16 protein-coding genes are annotated in these 19,583 nt (G+C 62.8%); 4 read left to right on the forward strand and 12 right to left on the reverse strand.

The annotated features are described in order from the left end of the window. From SO180_RS10715 to SO180_RS10740, 6 genes are all read right to left on the reverse strand, one after another. Positions 1 to 585 (reverse strand): cytochrome-c peroxidase (locus tag SO180_RS10715; protein ID WP_449378781.1); only part of this gene is annotated, 585 nt, incomplete at its 3' end. Between the two features lie 228 nt (positions 586 to 813). Then, positions 814 to 1,320 carry a hypothetical protein gene (locus SO180_RS10720; protein WP_449378782.1) on the reverse strand — a complete coding sequence of 169 codons (507 nt, stop codon included), beginning with the start codon at positions 1,318 to 1,320 and terminating at the stop codon, positions 814 to 816. Positions 1,321 to 1,627: 307 nt separating this feature from the next. Further along, positions 1,628 to 2,353, reverse strand: a complete 726-nt coding sequence (locus SO180_RS10725) for a response regulator (RefSeq protein ID WP_449378783.1) — start codon at positions 2,351 to 2,353, stop codon at positions 1,628 to 1,630. Between the two features lie 112 nt (positions 2,354 to 2,465). After that, complete coding sequence (locus SO180_RS10730; RefSeq protein WP_449378784.1) at positions 2,466 to 3,485, reverse strand: helix-turn-helix domain-containing protein; 1,020 nt, start codon at positions 3,483 to 3,485, stop codon at positions 2,466 to 2,468. 307 nt (positions 3,486 to 3,792) lie between these two features. Continuing rightward, on the reverse strand, positions 3,793 to 5,148 hold the full coding sequence (locus tag SO180_RS10735) for a glycosyltransferase (protein ID WP_449378785.1): 1,356 nt from the start codon (positions 5,146 to 5,148) through the stop codon (positions 3,793 to 3,795). A 245-nt stretch (positions 5,149 to 5,393) separates the two neighbouring features. Beyond that, a complete protein-coding gene (locus tag SO180_RS10740) occupies positions 5,394 to 6,785 on the reverse strand; it encodes a condensation domain-containing protein (RefSeq protein ID WP_449378786.1) in 1,392 nt (463 codons plus the stop codon). Between the two features lie 772 nt (positions 6,786 to 7,557). On the opposite strand from SO180_RS10740, the gene SO180_RS10745 reads away from it, so the two are divergent. From SO180_RS10745 to SO180_RS10755, 3 genes are all read left to right on the forward strand, one after another. After that, positions 7,558 to 8,061, forward strand: a complete 504-nt coding sequence (locus SO180_RS10745) for a methyltransferase family protein (protein ID WP_449378787.1) — start codon at positions 7,558 to 7,560, stop codon at positions 8,059 to 8,061. A 619-nt stretch (positions 8,062 to 8,680) separates the two neighbouring features. After that, positions 8,681 to 10,276, forward strand: coding sequence for a M14 family metallopeptidase (locus SO180_RS10750; protein ID WP_449378788.1), 1,596 nt, complete (start codon positions 8,681 to 8,683; stop codon positions 10,274 to 10,276). 85 nt (positions 10,277 to 10,361) lie between these two features. Then, a complete protein-coding gene (locus SO180_RS10755; protein WP_449378789.1) occupies positions 10,362 to 10,835 on the forward strand; it encodes a DUF3859 domain-containing protein in 474 nt (157 codons plus the stop codon). Positions 10,836 to 11,342: 507 nt separating this feature from the next. Here SO180_RS10755 and SO180_RS10760 read toward each other — a convergent pair. The 3 genes from SO180_RS10760 to SO180_RS10770 form a co-directional block, all read right to left on the reverse strand. Then, on the reverse strand, positions 11,343 to 12,146 hold the full coding sequence (locus SO180_RS10760; RefSeq protein WP_449378790.1) for a lytic murein transglycosylase: 804 nt from the start codon (positions 12,144 to 12,146) through the stop codon (positions 11,343 to 11,345). Between the two features lie 152 nt (positions 12,147 to 12,298). Then, positions 12,299 to 13,093: a shikimate dehydrogenase family protein gene (locus SO180_RS10765; RefSeq protein ID WP_449378791.1), complete on the reverse strand. Its 795-nt coding sequence runs from the start codon at positions 13,091 to 13,093 to the stop codon at positions 12,299 to 12,301. Between the two features lie 5 nt (positions 13,094 to 13,098). Next, entirely contained in the window at positions 13,099 to 14,958 is a 1,860-nt protein-coding gene (locus SO180_RS10770; protein WP_449378792.1) for a flavin-containing monooxygenase, read from the reverse strand. A 284-nt stretch (positions 14,959 to 15,242) separates the two neighbouring features. On the opposite strand from SO180_RS10770, the gene SO180_RS10775 reads away from it, so the two are divergent. Beyond that, entirely contained in the window at positions 15,243 to 16,364 is a 1,122-nt protein-coding gene (locus SO180_RS10775; protein WP_449378793.1) for an asparaginase, read from the forward strand. Positions 16,365 to 16,470: 106 nt separating this feature from the next. Here the strand turns inward: SO180_RS10775 and SO180_RS10780 are convergent, their stop codons facing one another. Genes SO180_RS10780 through SO180_RS10790 form a run of 3 tightly spaced genes read right to left on the reverse strand, consistent with a single transcriptional unit; the run spans position 16,471 to position 19,582 of the window. After that, the gene (locus SO180_RS10780; protein WP_449378794.1) at positions 16,471 to 17,337 is read right to left on the reverse strand and encodes an efflux RND transporter periplasmic adaptor subunit; all 867 of its coding nucleotides are present in this window, start codon (positions 17,335 to 17,337) and stop codon (positions 16,471 to 16,473) included. Beyond that, positions 17,334 to 17,540 (reverse strand): DUF1656 domain-containing protein, encoded by a 207-nt coding sequence (locus SO180_RS10785; protein WP_254094511.1) that lies wholly within the window; start codon positions 17,538 to 17,540, stop codon positions 17,334 to 17,336. Before SO180_RS10785 ends, SO180_RS10780 begins: the two co-directional genes overlap by 4 nt. Beyond that, positions 17,537 to 19,582 (reverse strand): FUSC family protein, encoded by a 2,046-nt coding sequence (locus SO180_RS10790; protein WP_449378795.1) that lies wholly within the window; start codon positions 19,580 to 19,582, stop codon positions 17,537 to 17,539. The genes SO180_RS10785 and SO180_RS10790 overlap by 4 nt, the downstream gene beginning before the upstream one ends. Between the last annotated feature and the right edge of the window lies 1 nt (position 19,583).

Here is a 19,583-nt window from a genome sequence, read left to right on the forward strand (position 1 = left end):
AGCCTCGGCCTCTCCCGTCAGCCAACGGTCGAACCGGCTACCCGGCGTTATCAGGGTTCGCTGGAAGCTTGCGAGGGCATCGACAACATTCGCAGCGTCGGGCTCACTTCCGTAGGCAGTCGTGAACTCCCGGCGCAGGCCAGGATCCATGCCCAGCCTTTCCGCGACATCGGAGATATTGGCGCCCATGACCTGCGGATTTTCCAGCGAGGATTTGATATCCGACTCGATGTTGCGGATCTTTCCCTCCCAACCGAAGCGGAAGCTGAGCACGGCGTTGAACACGGTCGGCGTGTTGAGCGGAAGGCTCGAGCCGTCGAGGCCGGCGTCGTAGCTCGACCTGCTTGCGCCGTTGGTCCCAAGATCGTGGCACGACGAACAACTGCGCGAATTATCGCGAGACAGCCGTGGATCGCTAAACAGACGCTCGCCAAGCCTGACCTTCAAGGGATCGGTCTGGGGAAGTCTGGGAACAGGAGTGATCGGCTCATCGAAGAAGGTGCTGTTCGCCTCGGGAGGCTGCACAAGCGCCTGCTGCGCCGCCGGCGAAACCAACAGGCCGCCCAGGATCAGGATACAGGTCATCGCGATCCAGGGCGAACGATGGGCAGAACTTCTCTTGTTGCCGCGCATGGTCACGTGAGGCGACGCGCTTCTGCGCGGCAGGTTTGGCGATATCTGGTCAGCGCAATCATACTCCGCTCACGTTTGGGCTCATTCGCGCCGGGCGCGCGTGGATGTTGAAGTTGTGAAGCTCGCGGACGCGGCCCTTGCAACGCATAGGCCGCGTCCACCGCCTTGCCTCCGGCAGGGTCAGTCGTCCCGGCCATATCGGAGGATCCGTTCAATCCGGGATCGATGGAGAATTCCCATATCCCGCAGCATCCGGTCATCCTGTTCCGCCAAGGCAGCTACCGCCTTTTTGATCTCCCGCTCGCGACGCCACCTTGCCCATCTGCCGGCGACGGCGCGCCAGATCATGGTCGGCCAACCAAGATGGACCAACCGGTATCGGTCGACTTCGCCCGCAGAAGATGCGAAGGCACCGCTGGTGGATGTTGTCCAGGTTTCAAATGCGGTTTGATCGGCAGCGCCATCGCGCTTGACCAACGTGACCACGGCGCGCGCAGGAAACGAGCCAGGCGAAACAGATTTTCGTCGTTCGTTCCGGGCAGACATCTGTCGCTGCCGAGCATCAACCTCGTTGGCGATCGTCGCCACCGCCGTCGTTGCAACCCAATGCACCGAAGCGCCATAGAGCGCAAATCCTTCGATAAAAAACCCAAGCACCGACCGCCAGATAGCGTCGGCTCGGCCCATTGCGGGCCTCGTCGCCGGAAGCGATCTAGCTCCGATATCGGAAGGTTCCAGAATTTGCCCCGATCCTTCGGGTCGGGAGCCGCGTCTGTTGCGCGCGTCATTGCGCGGCGTTGGCAAAGAGCCAGATGCCGCCGGCAAAGAGGGGCCCCTGCGATCAAGCGAGGGGGTCAATGGAAGGAACTGGTGTTTCATCTTTGAATTCTCCGTCGACCAATACGGAGACTCTGATGGCTGCCCGTTACGCGATGATCAGCTGCACCGATAACTCGGCTACAACCGTAACCGCACTGCCACATTTCGATCTCGCTCAGAAGGGTTCGACCGGTAATGCGAACACATAACCTATCCCCCGCTCGGTCTGGATCACACGCGGTGCACTCGGATCAATCTCGAGCTTGCGCCGTAGACGCAACACCTGAACATCGATGCTTCGATCAAAGATGTCCTCGTGCATCCGGGTCGACTGCAATAGCTGCTCACGCGACAGCGGACGTTGCGGCGCTTCGAGGAACGCCAGCAGCAATGCATACTCGCCCTTGCTCAGCGCAACCGGCGTTCCCTTGGGGTCAAGCAGCCTGCGACCACGCCGCTCGAGTTGCCAACGGTCGAACCTGTATCCGCCCCGTTCCGGATTGTTAGCGCGTGCGAGGCGTCCCATCTCCTGCCGCCTCAGGACCGCACGGACGCGGGCCAACAATTCCCTGAGACTGAACGGCTTGATGATGTAGTCGTCTGCACCGAGTTCGAGGCCGACGATGCGGTCGATTTCGTCAGGGCGATGGCCAGTCGTGATGATGACCGGAACGTCCGAATGAGATCGGATCTCCCGCAACATGTCGAGCCCGTCGTCCTGGCCTAGCCGCAGATCCAGAATAATCAGGCTGGGTTCGGCTCCGGTCAGATAGCGATTGAGCTCGGTTCGATTTGAAGCGGGCTTCGTCGGGATATTGTGATCCTCCAGGTATCCGATCACCAATTGCCGCAACGAAGGATCATCATCAACAACAAGGATATGGCCAGCATCGGCAAGCATAAATTTGGTCTCTCAACTTTTCTTGTCAGACTGTGCCCCTGCAATTCGAACCTTCAGCAAATCCCTGCCCTCACGCCCGCTTCCCAACCGGACAGCGATCAAGCCGTATTATCTAGGACCTCCGAAAATGGGCGTCGCGTGCCCAGAACGCACTTTCTGCGGTACCAGCGCGCACAGTGCCCTCTCCCAGGTGGGCGCTAGGCGAATAGCCAAACCGCTTGCGGAATCTCCGCGCAAAATGCGCATAATCGCGGAAGCCGCAGGCGTAGGCGACCTCACTCAAAGGTTGATCAGCGCCCTTTAGCGCCCGGCGATGGAGAAGATAGGCGGCGTGGTCCAGGCGATGCGAATAGATGAATTCGCTGCATGTCGTCATGCGCTCGGTGAAAAGCTTCTGAAGGTAGCGCAGCGAAATTCCAACTTCACCGGCCAACTCGGCGGGGCCGAAATCCGGATCTGCAAGGCCACCCTTCATCGCCCCGCTGATGCGCGTGAACAGCTTGTCCGCGGAGCGTGAGAAGGGGCGCGGATCCGACGGCGCAAATAGCGCGCCGACCAGGTCGTAGACGGCGAACTGCATGTAGAGATCGGCGGACGATGACGCGGCTTCCATATCCGCGTCACGAATGAGGTCGAAGAGCAGACGGCTGGTGCGAGTTATCGGCCTGCTAACGACCCCTTGCGGCTCGAATCCCAAGTGAGAGCGCAGCGCTCTCCGCGGCAGCCGAAGCGTCAGCCACTCTGGGCTGCTGAAGCGCGAGAGATAAGTCACCGGCCGCGCCGCATCGACCAGTGCAACATCGCCTACCGCGAGTCGCGCCGCCTGATCGATCTGGCTCATTTCCGTCCTCCCGGCGACTTGAAACATTAAGAGGTAATGATCCGCGCCATCGCAGCGAACATCGCGGTAACTCCGCTCTACCCGGTGATCAGGGTAGCCTGGATCGGCGGACCCCCACCTGATCTTTACCGAGGTTGCCTCAAGCCCACACGCATTGAAGGGACGAATCAAACCGGCAAAGGCATTAGGCGTCGTGACCTCGACGTCGCGCCCGCAATTCGATCGAAGCAATGCTCGCCACGCGTCGAAATCCAAAACAGGCGCGCCGTCGAGATCGTCACTCTGAAGCATCATTGCCTCCGTCCGAGTTAAGGGCGGTATTTATGGCTTCTGGCAACATCTTGCTGCAGTGAACCGCATAAGGTCTCAGAGACGTGATGAATCGTGATCAGTTTGCCATATGCCGCATATGTTGCGCTTCCCTGTGGGAACGTCTCGTGAGGCATCGGGCAAGTGGGTCGGGTATTCACAGTCCGAAAGGCCGCGGTCATCCGCGGGGCGCGCCCGCGGAGACCTGAAGCCGGCAAAATGCGAAACGGCGACGATTGGGAGATGTTGTGTTACAGCCGTAACATCGTCGCCGTCCGACGTTGGATGCCTACTGGATGCTGACACGGCGGCGGCGCGTGACTACGGTCGCCGTGGCCTGCCGCGCGGCCGAATGTTTCGGCGCATTCACGAGCTCGCCAATGATCCGAAGAATCTCGGCGCGCGTGTTGATCCCGTTGAACTCGTCGGCCATCGAAGAAGCCTGCCTACGATAGGTCGGGGTATCGAGCACGGTTCGCACGGCGTGGCGCAGCGCGGCAGGCGTCGGCTCGTTGGTCGCGAGGTCGATCCCTACGCCGGACCATGCGACCCGCGCGTTCACGTCCGCCTTGTCTTCCGTCAACCCGGCGGTGACAAGCGGAATGCCAAAGCTCATCGCCTGGTTGACGCTGCCGTAGCCGCCATTGGTAACGAATGCGTCGACCTTGGGCAGTATCCATTCGAACGGCAGGTATTGGGCAAGGCGCGCGTTGGCCGGAATTGGACCCGGGATGGCGTCGACGGGGCGCCCGCCTGCGGTGGCAACGACGAGCAGGTCAGGCTCATCGGCGAGCGCCGCCAGCGTCGGCGCAACCAGCAGGCCGAAATTGTGATTGGCCAGCGTTCCCTGGGTTACCAGCACCACCCTACGCGAGCCGTCGAGCTCATGGGCCCAGGGTGGCAGCGGCGCCTGATCCGGAATGATTGGAGGCCTGCCGACGAAACGTACCGAGGCCGGAAAGTTACGTGGAAACTCGAAGCTCGGAACGGTGAGCTGCAGATAAGCATCGGCGAGTTCGACAACCGAATCGAACATGGGCATCGACAATGGCCCGACGCCCATGGCTTGCAGCAATCTGTTCAACCGATCGCCCACCGGCTGATAAAGGTGCTCGTCATGTTCACGATAGACTGCTGCGTAGTCGTCACGCTGCGCTCGCGTGGTTGCGGGCGGCAAGCCGGCAAAATTCGGCGCACCATCCTCGCGACGCCAATGCAAGAACGACGTGCCACACAGCGCAATCGGCGGCCGCATCGATCGCGGTCCGAGCAGCATGGGCAAGACCCCGAACATCATGTCGTCGCCGACGATGATTTCGGCCGGGAAGTCCTGCAGCAGCTGCTGCATGCCCTTGTGCTGGCCGGGAACGGCATCGACGAACACCCGCTCCATGGCGACGCGGAACCATTCCAACCCCGGCGGAATGGTCTTCAATTCAGGAGCCACCGTCGCGAAGTCACGCAGGTCGAAATCCGCGCCGGCCGGAAATGCGTAAAATCTCGCGCCGATGCGTTCGATGGGACTGCGCAGAGCACTCCCCGACAGAAAGGCAACCTCGTGGCCTTCGGCGATCAGGAAACGTCCGATCGCAAGCAGCGGATTGAGATGGCCGGTGGCGGGAGTCGAAGCAAGGAGGATTTTCATGTGATCTGTCACTCTCGTTGGTGAAACCCAGCCGCTGTTCGGGGCGTCCGAAGGGGCGGCTCATGCAAGACACAGGATGGCGCCTCGCAATTACCCCGCGACTTCAAGGACGTTCGACATGGTTACGGCTGCAATGCGGGATGGCTTTGGGAAGGCGCGCAACCGCGCGCTCGACATGACGGCCAGCAACAAAGCATGAGTTTGATATTCGAGAAGCCGGCGGCCCGCCGATTACTGCCGCAGCTCTAGCCACAGGCGGTGAGAAGCGTCTCACGGATGGCTTCCAGAAGGCCTGATATCGGCTCGTAACTCTGATGAACCATACGGAGCTGGCCGGCAAACGTGCTGACGCCGATCGTTTGTCGGTCGGCTGGAAGATTGGTCAACAGCGCCGGCCCCCAGACTGCCTTGAGCTTCAACGTCCCGTATTCAACCGCAAGCGGCAAAACACCGAGGTTCGAAATGACTGCGGAGCTTTGTGGCAGGGAAGCAAACAACGCCGCCACGCTCTCTTTGCCTGCGGTTGGCGCTATCTCGGCTGCGATCCACTGCAACATTCCGGCCACCGCCGCGGGTGAGCGCGCCGTCCGGAGGCGATCCACGATGTCACGAGCATCTTGCCAGAGCGACCTCCGCTCGGAGGTGGCAATCTCGACGATACCTGCGGTAATGAATACACCGCAACCGGTGGCTTCGCTTCTCATGATCCTGCCTAGGTCGACAGGACAGTGCAGCCTGATGACATTGGCGTCGGAAGCTGGAAGGTGGCGTGAGGCAGCCGCACAGATTGCGCCATGCACGGTCGTTCCGTTCGCCTTGCAGGATCGTAGAAGGCGGGCGGTCTCTTCCTTATCCCATTTCATGGTCGCCAAATTCGCCATGAACCTATCGGGGACCGGTGCGGCCTGAGCGCCAGCTTTCGACGAGGTTTCGGCGCGTGAGACGTCCTTTCCGACGAAGGTCAGACCAGGAGCAAAGCCCGCGATCATCTCTTCGACCGGAGGACACGGCGGCAAGACCCCGAGACTTTCGCCGGCGAGCGCGCGCAAGACGTCATGGAGGACACGCGTTGCGGACAAGGCATCCATTGCCGCATGGTGAAACGTCAGGACGATCGACGCACCGTCGGGTGCCCACAAGGCCATTGCTCGCATGAGCGGGCCTCGAGCAGCATCGAATGGCACATTCAGCTCCATTTCCACGACGGCGCGCCAGGCTAGAGCTGCCGCGACCGGAGCCGTGTGGAGCTCGATTGGATTGTCGACGCGATGGAAGGCTGGTCCTGTTTCGGTATCGTCGACGATGCAGACTCTGAGCGCGGAATGCCGCCTGCGAACCTGGTCCAGCGCCGCTGCGAGCCGGGCTGAATCCAACGCTCCGTCGATCTCGGCGACGAGGCAAAAATGCACGGGAAAGGCAAGCGAGTAAAGATGGAAGAATCTCTCGCTGCACCCGAGCGCGCGGGTTGGAACGGATTCTCGTCCCTCCGCCACCAGTCCAAGTGGTTTGCTGCCCGCGACCGTTTCGCCGCCTGCCGTCACCACGTCAGCAACCGTGGCAGATGATGAGCTTGCGATCGATGGCTGCGTCTTCGTCAGTGAGGCGCTCGAGCTCACCGGGACTCTGCGACGGCACATCGCGCACTCGCGGTTGGCGGTGCCCGACCGGCGCCCGACCGATCAACCGGGTGTCTTGCGTCAGTGACGAGGGTGCGGTCGCAGCGGTGGAGAATCCGGCGGGTGATCTCGCAATTCCCACCGTCTGCGCGATGGCCCCGCGACTGCCGAGTAAGGCCAGCACTGCCACAGTCTTGATTAGGTTTCGCATGTTCACCTCTCCCGAAATATGCGTGCGTCGCCATTTGTGACGCGGCCGACGTGTGTCTTGAGGTGCTCACCTTCCGACGGTGAGATTACGAACGCATGTTGCGGGCGGCGCGAAACGACTACAGCCGTAATCTGCCCGCGAGAGGGAAAGGCCGTCTCTGAGAGGGATCGATCGAGCACCATGACAGTGCCGAGCGCCTGCATCACTTGGCCTGCATCACTTAAATGAGAGACCGCTCACACTTGCTGACGATAGATTTCTCTTGATCTCCCGGTGCACACGTCGTGCACACGCCACCTTCTAACTATTTGAAACCCTTCAACTCTCGATCCAATCCATCATAGGCCAATTTGATCTAGCTCAGACAAGGAAGATCGGGAGTGATCAACTGTGGTCCGCTTTGCGCCAAGAACGGCCCTCCCGGCTAAGTCGCAGCTTGCCCCATACAGGAACTCAGCCTGAAGATCAGAAGCGAGGTGAAGAGAACTCGACGGCCGGCACAGCTAATTGCGGAGCCATGTTCAATGCTCGAAGCAGAAAGTGATTTGCTGAGCTATTCTTGTCGGGTCGTAGGAGTACGCAATGTCGAAAGCAATTGCTGTCCTGGGCTCCGCTCTGTTCTTCGTCATTGCGCCGTTGGTGCTGGCAGGCTTCGTCCCGTGGTGGGTCACACAGTGGGAATTTCGGCCAGCTTTTTTCGGCGTCGATCTAACCCGCATCCTCGGCGGTATATTGATCATCGTCGGAGTGCCCGGACTTGTGGATTCATTTGCCCGTTTTGCGCTGGAGGGGCTTGGGACGCCCGCCCCGATCGCGCCGACACAAAAGCTCGTAGTGACTGGCCTTTATCGCTACGTGCGAAATCCGATCTACATCGCGGTCGTCGCAGTCATTTTTGGTCAGGCCCTTTTGTTTGGTGATGGACATCTCCTTTGGTACGGCGCGCTACTCTGGCTGTTTTTTCATCTCTTTGTGGTGATGTACGAAGAACCGACGCTCAAGCAAACATTCGGCACGGAGTACGAGAGCTTTCGGACTAATGTGCCGCGCTGGATTCCGCGATTGACGCCATGGCGAGGCGCATGAAGGAATCCCTGCAAGCGGCTCGATGCCGGCTGCAACAAGCAGTGCGAGACGGCGAAGCGTAGCAAGCCCGCCTAGCGGCCTCGCCCCGTGACTGCCTGGCTGAGTGGCCCTTCTGCGACATCCGCGGGACGGGTCCAGATTTCGACCGCCTTTTTCCCACAGGGTTTGGTCCCACGCCGTCGGCAGGTCTTTCAACACGTGGCGCTTGGATTTTGCCCCGGGCACAGAATGAGGGCCAATCGCGGCCTCCCAACGCGAGGCCGGCGATTTCGACGCCACAGCGCCCTCCTCTAGCGGCGGGTCGAGCTCCACGGCCGGTTCGATGCGACTCTGGCAAATGGCGATCCGACACTCCTGGTGATCGGTAATGCGGCGCTTCGGATGCTTTAGCAGCGTGCCGGTTGCATGGTCCACCGATGTGGTCCAAAGTAGCTCACCTAGACCGTCGGCTGCCACAAAAAGCGAAGATCGATCAATAGATTATCGCGAACCTGGAGTCTGGCTGGGAATCCAAATTCACCAGCCATCGAAATTCGTCAATTTACTCATGGATCGCGCATAACCCGGCACCCCGCTGTGGCAATTTGCTTTAGAGTTGCGATGTCGCTGGGGGTGATCAATGCTTTATCGGCGCTATGTCCGCGGCACGTTCGCCGCCGCAGTCTTTCTGGGCTCCTTCGCCATATCGCGTGCGGAATTCAATCCCGCATCCGTCTATCAGGAGACTTCGGAGGTCTCCGCGCGCTATCCCGATGCGGAGGTGCACTACACCACGCCGGCCTTTGCGCCCGGAAAGCAGGATTTCACCTCGCATCGCGAGTTGATGGCCTTCCTGGAGGCGCTCGCGGCCAGGTCGCCGACCATGCGGATGGAGATGGGCGCCCGCTCCCAGCAAGGACGCGTGCTCCCCGTTCTGTTCTTCTCCCGCGATCAGAACGCGCTAGGCAATGGAGCGAAGCCGGTGGTTCTCATCATCGGCCAGCAGCACGGCAATGAACCTGCCGGCGGTGAAGCGGCCCTGGTTCTGGCGCAGCGCCTCGGCGCTGGCGATCTCGCCGATCTCCTCGCTGCGATCGACGTCATCATGGTCCCGCGTGCCAATCCGGATGGCGCTGAAGCGTTTGTCCGCGGACTGGCGAACGGCATGGATCCCAACCGGGATCATACGCTGCTGCGAACCCCGGAAATCCAGACGATCGGCGCTCTGTTCAACCAATTCCATCCGCAACTCGTGCTGGATTGCCATGAATTCACCGTGGGCGGCCGCTGGATCGAGAAAGTCGGCGGCGTCCAGCGCATCGACGCGATGATCCAATACGCCACGGTCCCCAATCTTCCGCCGAGCCTGGAGAAGGCCGAATCCCAGCTATTCCTTCCGGCGATCTTGCAGGCCTTCGATACGCATGGTCTGACGCATGACTGGTATCACACGACCGACGGCAGTCGTCCCGACGCACCCGTCGCGATGGGCGGGATCGGACCGGATACCGGACGCAACGTCGCCGGCTTGCGCAATGCCGTCAGTTTCCTGCTGGAAACCCGCGGCGTGGGGCTCGGGCGCGCGCATCTGGCGCGCCGGGTCGAGACGCATGTCGTTGCGGCCGAAGCCATCCTGCAACTCGCGGCCAGGGATCCCGGCGCATTCATGCAGTTGTCGAAGCAGGCTTCAATCGAGGCGACCACGTCCGACAAGCCCCTCGTGGTCGTCGCGCATGGACATCCCGAATCGCGTGAGATGGTGTTCGTCGACCCCAAGACCGGTGCGGATAAACCCGTTACGGTCACGTGGGTCTCGGCGCTGAAGATCGACCCGGCGCTGACTCGCCCCCGACCAGCCGGCTATCTCATCAGCCGTGATGACACCCAGGCCATCGACGCGATCAAGCGGGCTGGCCTGACCTTTCAGCTCGTTTCGAATGCTGCGGTGGTCCCAGGCGAACACTATCGGGTCACCGACGTTACTTCGGGAGTGAAGGAAGATGTGCGCGGCGACGACACAGGTGCCGGAGCGATCATCAAGGGAACTTATGCGCTGGAGAAGGCCGATATCGTGTTGACGCCGAACGATGTCTTCATTCCATTCAATCAGCCCTTATCGGGCCTTGCCGTCGCACTGCTGGAGCCTGAAAGCGACGCCGGCCTGGTCGCCAACAAGTTTATTCCAGCTACCAACGGACAAGTCCTGTCGATTTCGCGACTCGATCGTGCGCCGTAACGCATTCAGGTCCTTCGCGGTGCGCCGGTCGGCGAGCGCGTCCACGAAGCGTGCGCGGACATATGTTTGGGGGACGGCAGCCCTCGTGTTCGCAGTCTTCTCGCAAGCGGGCTCTGCCGGAGTGCCGACGGTCACGGGCGCCGACATCCCGCAGTTCGGGATCTACGAGGCCAGGGTCCTCGCCGCCGACAAATCAGCGGGACCGCCGAGCGGAACGATCGATCGCGTCGCCTGGCAATTCACGTTGAGCACCACGACGGTGCCGGCGCGCAAGGGCATTCGCTTCGGCTATGAATATCGCCTCACCGGCAAACCGGATGGAGCGCTGGTGCCGGTCAGGAGCATCACAATCTTCCCATCCGGCGGTGTGCGCAGCCCGCGCACAGGCGAGGTCTTCTCGCGCGGCGATGTCACCGAGCGCTGGGCTATCGGCAGCACCGTGCTGCACGGCTACAGCCTCGACGAGGATTGGGAAGCCGTTCCCGGCACCTGGGTCCTGCAGACCTGGGTGGGCGAGCAGAAAGTCGCAGAGATGGAGTTCACGCTGACGGCGCCATGATGCCAGGCGATGGCATTACGCGACTAGCCGCCCCTGCCCCCACTTCCTCGCAGACTTTCGGCGTGCCCAGCACCTGCAGGAGAGCGGCAAGGTTTGGACACCCCAACGGACGGCGCAACCTGTGATAGCGTGGTTAACGGGTGCGAATGCGCGCACCGCCTGTGGAGTCCTTGGCGGTTCCGACGAAACCCTTTCCCTGAACCCACGAAACACGCCTGAAACAGACCGCCCACTATGCTGGTCGTCAAAATCATACAGGGACGGCCACCATGCAATTCTTCCTCGAGCTGATCTGGGACTACTCCTGCGGCCAATACCTCGTCGCCCTTCCTACGCGGGAGGACGAGCTATGATCGAGCTGATCTCCGCCGTCCTCGCCCTCTGCAGCATCGGCGTTTTTGCAGCGCACGCGTTCGACGCCTATCGTACGTCGCACTATTGAGACGGGGCGCGCCAATTTGGGCATGATCTTTTCGGAAAACCGCTCCGCACTTTTCCGGATCAAGCCTAACGCGCCCCCTCCCCATCGATCTGCCGCCCCATCAGCGCGATCGCCTTCTGGTAGACCCCGGCGGCATTCCAGGCTTCAATCGCCGCAAAGTTCGGCTCGCCGGGCTGGTAGCCGGCTCCCGCGCGCCAGCCATGCGCCCTTAGGAAATTCGCGGTCGAACTCAACGCGTTGGCGGCATTGTCGAGATTGCCGGTACCATAGGCCAGGATGTTCTTGGGCATGAACTGGGTCTGGCCGACCTCGCCATGCATCGAGCCGCGCTGGCCGGGCGACATCGAGCCACGATCAATCAGCTTCAGAGCAGCATAGAGCTGGTCGGTAAAGAACTCCGGCCGGCGGCAGTCATAGGCGAGGGTCGCTATCGAGGACAGCATGTTCTGGTTGCCGCGCTGGCTGCCGAAGCCCGTCTCCATCCCCCAGATTGCGATCAGCGGCCCCGGTGGCACGCCGTAGCGCTGCTGGATCGAGGCAAACAAGGCAGCCTGCGACTGCTTGAGCGAGCGCCCACGCGCCACGATGGTCGAGGCACCGCGCTTGGCCATGAATTGGTCGAGGGAGAGCGAAAAACTGTGCTGGCTGCGATCGGCCGCAATGGTCGCGCTGGCATAATTGGTCTGCATCAACGCGCCGATGCCGGTCGCGCCGATGCCCTTGCCACGGGCCTCTTCGCCGAACGCACGCTTCCAGCCTTCGAAGCCGCCGGGCCCGTTGCCACACTGCGCGGCGCCGGCTGCCCCGAGTTGTGCGAACAGTGCGATCGCGCCGAGCGCGGCCGTTGCAATGATGCTGCCCCTGTTCATTTTCATTCCTCTGTTCGGGGCATCCGCCCTGCTCGCAACCAACCGACGGCCGGCATTCGCCTGCCTTCACGGCATGATCCTACGCCAGCTCCGATCGCTCAAGCCCCACCGCGCGCAAACAACGCTCGGTGCGACGCTTGACATTGGCGAGGTCATCCGCCGAGCAGAAAGTCCACCATGATGCTCTGGTGCTGTTGATACATGTCGGCGCCCGTCGCCGTGACACAGCCGATCTTTCGCGCGGCGGCGATGAAGGGCGAGACCTCCGGCTTGGTGATGACACAGCCGCAATAGGTTGACGACGCCAGTTTTGCGACGTCGACCGGCAGCGGGTCGCCTTCCCTCATGCCGGCCGGCGTGGCGTTGGCCACGAAGTCGTAGCCGGCGGGATCGATCGACCCGGCCGACGCACGACCTTTGCCGAGCTTGTTCAACTGCTCGATCAGCACATCGCGGCGCTCCGTCGCCGCATCGTGAATGGCGATCTCGCGAACGCGGGCCTCGACCAGTTCGAGTGCAATGGCCGAGCCGGCACCGCCCGCCCCGACCAGCAGCGCGCGCATCCCCTCAGGCTCTATCCCCTTCGCACGCGCCGCACCGACGAAGCCGAGCCCGTCCACCATGTCGCCATGCCAGGCGCCATCCGCGCGGCGGCGCATCAAGTTCACGGTACGCAGGAAATGCGCGCGGTCGGTGGCGCTGGCGCTGGCCTGGTAGCAAGCGAACTTATGCGGGATGGTTGCGACGATGCCGTCGAGATTCTTCAGCCGCCTCGCCACCGCGAGGAAATCGGGCAGATCGGCTGGCGCGACCTGGATGGGGACGAGGATGCCGTCATGACCACGTGCGGCGAAGGCGGCGGTGAGCCCTGCGGGCGAGCGCACCTGGGCGATGGGATCGCCGACGATGACATAGAGCCGCGTCGCGCCGCTGAGCGTCGGTGACATGTCGCTCAAGCCGGCACCGGAGAGCTGCCGATCTCGGCAGCGGTCGCATAGGTCAATTCCAGCCCCTCAAGATTGCCCTCCTTGCGCCACTTCTCGAGCAGCCGCAGGAACGCCACCGGCCCGCGCCAATACTGGCTGTTGCGCGCGGCGATCGGATCGAACACGCCTTCGTTGTTGTAATAGCCGGGTGTGCATTCGGCGAGATAGGTCTGCCGGCCGATCGCGGCCTTGACGACCTCCTCGACCCAGGCGTTTTCGGCGGCGAGCGTCGGCTCCAGCGTTCTCGCGCCGCGCTTGCGCGCCTGGTTGATCACGTAGGCGATGTGGCGCGACTGCTCGTCGATGATGTGCGGGAAGTTGGCGCTCTGGCCGGCCTGCACCGTCATGATCAGGAAGCAGTTGGGGAAATCCCGGCTGTAAAAGCCGTGCATCGTCTTCACGCCTTCGCGCCAGCGCTCAGTCAGGCTGAGGCCGCCGCGGCCATAGAGTTCAAACCCCATGCGGCGGGCATAATCGGTGCCGACTTCGAAACCGCTGGCGTAGATCAGGCAGTCCAGCTCAAAGGCCTTGCCGTCGACGATGACGGCGTTTTCCGTGATCCGCTCGACGCCGTGGCCCTCGGTATCGACCAGATGCACGTTGGGGCGATTGAAGGTGTCGAGATATTCGTCGTGGAAGCACGGCCGCTTGCAAAACGCCTTGTACCAGGGCTTCAGCGCTTCGGCGGCCGCGGGGTTTTTCACCACGGCATCGACGCGGGCGCGGATCTCCTGCATCTTCCGGTAGTCGGCCTGCTCGATCACCTTGAGCGCCTGCTCGAGCGAGATCACCGGCTCCGGCTGACGACGCGGTGCGAGCAGGATTTCGCCGAGCAGACCGGTCCAGCCGTCCTGCACCAGATCCTCCTCAAACGGCTCGCCGGAGATGACAGCGGTAAAATTGTCCATCCGCTCGCGCTGCCAGCCGGGCTTCAGGCTCTTCGCCCAGGCATCATCCGTCGGCCGATCGTCGCGCACGCCGATCGCCGATGGCGTGCGCTGGAAGACGTAGAGCTCCTTTGCCGCGCGGCCGAGGTGCGGCACGCATTGCACGGCGGTCGCGCCGGTGCCGATGATGCCGACGCGCTTGTCGGCCAGTCCCATGAGCCCGCCTTCCGCGGTGCCGCCGGTGTAAGCGTAGTCCCATCGGCTGGTATGAAAACTGTGGCCTTTGAACATTTCGATGCCGGGAATGCCCGGCAGCTTTGGCCGGCTTAGCGGACCGCCGGCGAGAATGACGAAGCGCGCACGGATCCTGTCGCCGCGGTCGGTCTCGACCAGCCAGCGGGCCTCCTCCTCCCGCCATTCCATCCGCGAGATGACGGTCTGAAACAACGCGCGCTCATAAAGACCGAAATGACGGCCGATTCGGCGCGAGTGCTCATAGATCTCCGGCGCGCGCGCATATTTGCGCACCGGCATGTAGCCGGTCTCTTCCAGCAACGGCAGATAGATGTAGCTTTCGGTATCGCAGGCAGCCCCCGGATAGCGATTCCAGTACCAGGTGCCACCGAAATCAGCGGCCTTTTCCACGATACGGAAATCGTCGACGCCGGCCTCACGTAAGCGCGCGCCGCACAACAGGCCACCGAAGCCGCCACCGACAACGACGACCTCCGTCTCCTCGCTGATCGCCTGTCGCGTAAAGCCGGGTTCGGCCCAGGGGTCGTCGAGATAGTGGGCGAATTCGCCGGTCACCTCGACATATTGCGCCTTGCCCTCGGCGTGCAAACGCCGGTCGCGCTCGTCGCGATAGCGCGCCCGGAGCGTCGCGATGTCGATGTTGGATGCACCGGCTGTGCCGGTCTTGTGATTGTCCAATGACATCGATGCTTCCTCCGGGGCGGACGTTGCTCTTCCGACAACTCACGCCAGTTAGCCCACAAAGGCCGGGATGCGCAACGCGGGCGCGCTTTTGGGCGGCTAAGGGACCATCGATCCCGTTCGAGGATGTCGTGCTGTCGTATCCCGATGTGCCGCAGCCGCCCTCGTCGCGACGCGTACCGATCCCGGAAGGCAATCATCGATTGACAAAATGTCGCCAGATGGAAAACATGATCGGCGCCGGCGGGACCATTCAGGCATCGAAGCCTTGACGGGAGATCATTTCAATGACGAAGGACACCCTGACATCAGCAAGCCGCCGCCAGAGCCTGATCGCGATGCTCTCCATTCTAGTGATCGCGCTTGCGGCCTCATCGTTCACGATCAATACGGCGGCACATGCCGCAGACTCGGGTAATCTGCCGCGTATTCTCGTGCTCGCAACCGGCGGGACCATCGCGGGTCAAGCCGATCCACGCGCAGCAGGCGCCTACAAATCCGGTCAGATCACCGGTGAGCAACTGGTCGCCTCGGTCCCGGGCCTCGACAAGCTCGCGAGCGTGAATGCCGAGCAGATTTCGTCGATCGGGTCGCAGGACATGAACGACAAGGTCTGGTTTGCGCTAGCCCGTCGCATCCAGCAGGCGTTCGACAAGAACGAGGCCGATGCGGTCGTCATCACCCACGGCACGGATACGCTGGAGGAGACCGCGTTTTTCCTTGATAACGTGGTCAAGGGCGACAAGCCGGTCGTCATCGTGGGCTCGATGCGTCCGGCCACGGCGGTCAGCGCGGATGGTCCTGGCAATCTCTATGAAGCCTTCCAGGTCGCCGGCGATCCGCGTTCTCGCGGGCGGGGCGTCATGGCCGTGTTGAACGACAAGATCCAGAGCGCCCGCTCGGTGACCAAGACCAACACCACGAGCATCGAGACGTTCATGTCGCCCAACGACGGGCCGATCGGCTATGTCGACACCGCCGGTGGCGTTCGCTTCATGGCGCAGGCGCCGGGTGCGAAGCGTGCGACCTATACGCTGCCGGCAAGCGATCCATTGCCCCGCGTCGAGATCATCTACTCCCATGCCAACATGGATGCCATTCCGATCGAGGACGCGATTTCGCACGGCGCAAAGGGCATCGTGCTCGCAGGCGTCGGCGACGGCAACACGTCGAAGTCCGCACTTGACGCGCTCGAGGCGGCCGCAAAGAAGGGCATCATCATCGTCCGCGCCACGCGCGTCCGCTCCGGCTTCGTCACGCGCAACGTCGAAGTCGACGACGACAAGAACGGCTTTGTCGTTTCCGAGGACCTGAACCCGCAGAAGGCGCGCGTCCTCACCCAGCTCCTGATCGCGAGCGGCGTCACCGCCCCGGCCGAGCTTCAGAAGGCCTTCACCGCGACCTGGTAGTTTTTTGTTCGAGCAAGATCTCCGCGCAAACGCGTTCCGCGTTTGTCGCGAGGGAAAACCGCTTCACACTTTGCGCTAACGAGGCCCTTCAGGTCCGGATCATGCTCTAGTTCAGCACCTCGACGGTCGCCGAGCGGCCGGCGACCAGTGCGATGTTGTCGGGGATCTGGTCAAGCGCGATTCGCACGGGAACGCGCTGCGCCAGGCGCACCCAGCTGAACGTCGGGTTGACGTTAGCGAGCAAATTCGCGCCCGCAGCGCGGTCGCGATCCTCGATCCCGGCCGCAATGCTTTCGACATGACCGGTGAGCCTGGTAGGCTCACCCATGAGGCGGACCTGCACCTTGTCGCCAATGCGGATGCGCGCGAGCTTGGTCTCCTCAAAGTAGCCCTCGACGTGTAGCGTGTCGGTGTCGACGAGCGCCATCACGCCCTTCCCGGCCGTCACATACGCGCCGGGCCGCAAGTCCATGTTGGTGATGATGCCGTTCACTGAGGCCCGCACGTCGCTGCGATCGAGATTGAGTTGGGCCACCGCTCGGTCGGCGACCACCTGATCGTAGGCCGCCTTGGCCTGCAACTGCGTGGCCAGCACCTGTTCCTGCTTCTGCTGCGAGACCGCGTCGGTGGTGAGCGCGCTGTAGCGCTTGAGGTCGGCATTGGCCTGGTCGAGCGTCGCGCGATGGCCGGCAAGTGCGGCGTCGGCCTGTTGCAGTGCCAACGCAAAGCGTTCCCGATCGATGCGGAACAGCACGTCGCCGCGATGAACCTTCTGGTTGTCCTTGACCAGAATCTCCGTCACGAAACCCGACACGTCGGGCGCAACCTGGACCACGTCGGCGCGGACGCGCCCGTCGCGCGTCCAGGGCGACTCCATGTAATAGGCCCAAAGCCCGCGGCCAACGGCGAGCGCCGCGACGACGACCAGCATGGTCAGAGCCACGCGACCGAGCCACCCAAAACTCCCTTTCATGGCAGAAACTCCGAAAGATAGACGACGCCGCCGAGAATGCAGACGAACAGCGCGAAATTGAACAGCGCGCGATGCCAGACCAGCCGGTAGAGGCCGAAGCGCTGCATCAGCCGGCGCAAGAGAGCGCTGAGCGCAAAGGCCACAATCAGCCACAAGAGCAGCGCCGGGACGAGCACGCCATAAATGTCGATCTCATACCTCATGCCGCAAAGCTCTCCCCTCGCTGCGGGCGATAAGCCGGCGCTCCCGGAAACAGCCCTCGCCGGATGCCCACGAGCCCGAGCAGCGCGTCCTCCCGCGCCTGCGGGTTGGGATCCTCGACGGCCGCGGCGAGCGCAGCGTCGATGCGCGTCAGGAGCTCAGTCGGCATGCCGCCGCCGGCATAGCTGCGGAATGCGACGGCGAGTTGGTCGAGCATGTCGTCGAGAACGAAGAGCGTGGATGCAGCTAGGCCGTAGCGAGCCCGCCGAAGATGTATGATGTTGAGCCCGATGCGGAGCTGCGCCAGGCTCTCGGTGTCGCGACGGTCGGCCTCCGAGACGAAGGCGATACGCTGCACGAGCAATCCCATTCGGTGCAGCATCAGGCCCGCAAATTCCGCGCGATCATGCTTGCCGCGGCGTTCGGCGGCAACCGCGAGCGTCTTCCAGCTCGACAGCACCAAGCGCTTGGCGATCCACTCGGCCCCCACCCCGCGCGCGATCCTGGTCACCACCTCCGCGGCGACGATGCCGAGAAAGAAGGCGATGGTGGAATTGGCGAAGGCACCAAAGTCCGCGCTGTAGGTGGATTGCAACGCGAGCAGCGTCGCGGTGTTGACCGCGAGCGCCGAGCCGCTGCTTGCAGTCGCTGGCCGCGCGATCAGGAGGCCGTAGAGCAGGAAGGTCGGCGCCAGCGCGAGGATCAAGACCTCGATATCGGAGATCGCAGGCACCACCGCGAACAAATAGATCGCGACCACGACGATCGCGACCAGCGACCACAGGCCAAAGCGACGGATGAAGCGTGCGGGCTCGTCCTGGGCGGCGAAAAAGCAACAGGCCACTGCCGCCATCATCGGCGCCGAGGCGCCGTCCGGCCAGGCGGTCCCGATCCAGAAGGCGCAGCAGATCAGGATGGCGATGACGGCACCGGCCGCCGACCACAGCGCGAGGCCGCGGTCGCGATGACGCACGGCCGCAGCACCAGCCTCGGGCTGGAAGGCGAGATCGACCGTCGAAATCCTGCGGCCTGCCGCGATCGCCTCGCTCAGCGCGCGGCAGTCACGGGAGAGATCGACGAACTCGCGCAACCGCGATAGGAGGCTGGTCGTGATGATCCGCTCCCAGGAAGCGTTGCCGTCGAGTGCCGCCTGCCGCGCCTCGATCGTGGCGCGGATCGGGCCGGCCGGCAGCCGCGCGTCCTCCGAGACCCATGTGCCGAGATCCCAAAGCAGGCGTTTCAGCTCGGGCTGTGCCTGGAGGCCACGTTCGCCAAGGGCGGCCAGCCGATCCTCAGTCGAGGCGATCACGGGCAAGAGCATCAGCATCCGCATGCGGATCTCGCGAAGGCCGGTCACGGCTTCGGCGTCCGCCACGCGGTCATAGCCGAGATGGATTGCAAGCGTGCCGATCTCGACAATGTCGGTGGCAAGGCGCAGCCGGAGCGCGCGGCGCGCCTCAACGGTGCCGCGACCCAGCAATGTGTCGTGGCTCAGGAGGCGCGCGTCCCTGAGCCAGTTGTCGACCCGCGCAGCGACAGCCGGGGCGACGCTGCGGGGAAACACGATGGTCGAGACCAGGCTCGCACAGATGATGCCGAGCGAGATCTCCTCCACCCGCGCAATCGCGATGTCAAAGATGTTTCCGGGATCTGAAACCGAGGGAAAGCCGATCAGCGCAACCGTGTAGCCGGCCAGCATGAAGAGGTAGCTGCGCGGCGTGCCGTCGAGCAGCGAGACGTAAAGGCAAAGACCGACCCAAAGTGCGATTGCGAGACAGAGCAGCTCCGGCGCGTCGACGAGATTGGGCACCATGGCCACCGTCGCCGTGGCTCCGACGAGCGTCCCGATCACACGGAAGAATGCCTTCGAACTGGTCGCGCCGGCGAGCGGCTGCGAGGTGATGTAGACGGTCGCCATCGCCCAATAGGGCCGCGGCAGGTCGATCCACAGTGCGATGACGAGCGCCAGCATCGACGCGGCAAACGTCTTCAAGGCAAAGATGAGGTCCGCGTGGCGGACCAGGAACGGCTCGTCAGCGCGCATG

This window comes from Bradyrhizobium sp. UFLA05-112 (assembly GCF_053572325.1).

Bases quoted from the DNA above. Each gene is read 5' to 3' on its own strand.
- SO180_RS10775 (WP_449378793.1), top strand. From the start codon at position 15,243: ATGACGAAGGACACCCTGACATCAGCAAGCCGCCGCCAGAGCCTGATC.
- SO180_RS10770 (WP_449378792.1), bottom strand. From the start codon at position 14,958: ATGTCATTGGACAATCACAAGACCGGCACAGCCGGTGCATCCAACATC.
- SO180_RS10785 (WP_254094511.1), bottom strand. From the start codon at position 17,540: ATGAGGTATGAGATCGACATTTATGGCGTGCTCGTCCCGGCGCTGCTC.
- SO180_RS10780 (WP_449378794.1), bottom strand. From the start codon at position 17,337: ATGAAAGGGAGTTTTGGGTGGCTCGGTCGCGTGGCTCTGACCATGCTG.
- SO180_RS10765 (WP_449378791.1), bottom strand. From the start codon at position 13,093: ATGTCACCGACGCTCAGCGGCGCGACGCGGCTCTATGTCATCGTCGGC.
- SO180_RS10740 (WP_449378786.1), bottom strand. From the start codon at position 6,785: ATGTGCCGTCGCAGAGTCCCGGTGAGCTCGAGCGCCTCACTGACGAAG.
- SO180_RS10790 (WP_449378795.1), bottom strand. From the start codon at position 19,582: ATGCGCGCTGACGAGCCGTTCCTGGTCCGCCACGCGGACCTCATCTTT.
- SO180_RS10725 (WP_449378783.1), bottom strand. From the start codon at position 2,353: ATGCTTGCCGATGCTGGCCATATCCTTGTTGTTGATGATGATCCTTCG.
- SO180_RS10750 (WP_449378788.1), top strand. From the start codon at position 8,681: ATGCTTTATCGGCGCTATGTCCGCGGCACGTTCGCCGCCGCAGTCTTT.
- SO180_RS10730 (WP_449378784.1), bottom strand. From the start codon at position 3,485: ATGCTTCAGAGTGACGATCTCGACGGCGCGCCTGTTTTGGATTTCGAC.
- SO180_RS10745 (WP_449378787.1), top strand. From the start codon at position 7,558: ATGTCGAAAGCAATTGCTGTCCTGGGCTCCGCTCTGTTCTTCGTCATT.
- SO180_RS10720 (WP_449378782.1), bottom strand. From the start codon at position 1,320: ATGGGCCGAGCCGACGCTATCTGGCGGTCGGTGCTTGGGTTTTTTATC.
- SO180_RS10735 (WP_449378785.1), bottom strand. From the start codon at position 5,148: ATGAAAATCCTCCTTGCTTCGACTCCCGCCACCGGCCATCTCAATCCG.
- SO180_RS10760 (WP_449378790.1), bottom strand. From the start codon at position 12,146: ATGAACAGGGGCAGCATCATTGCAACGGCCGCGCTCGGCGCGATCGCA.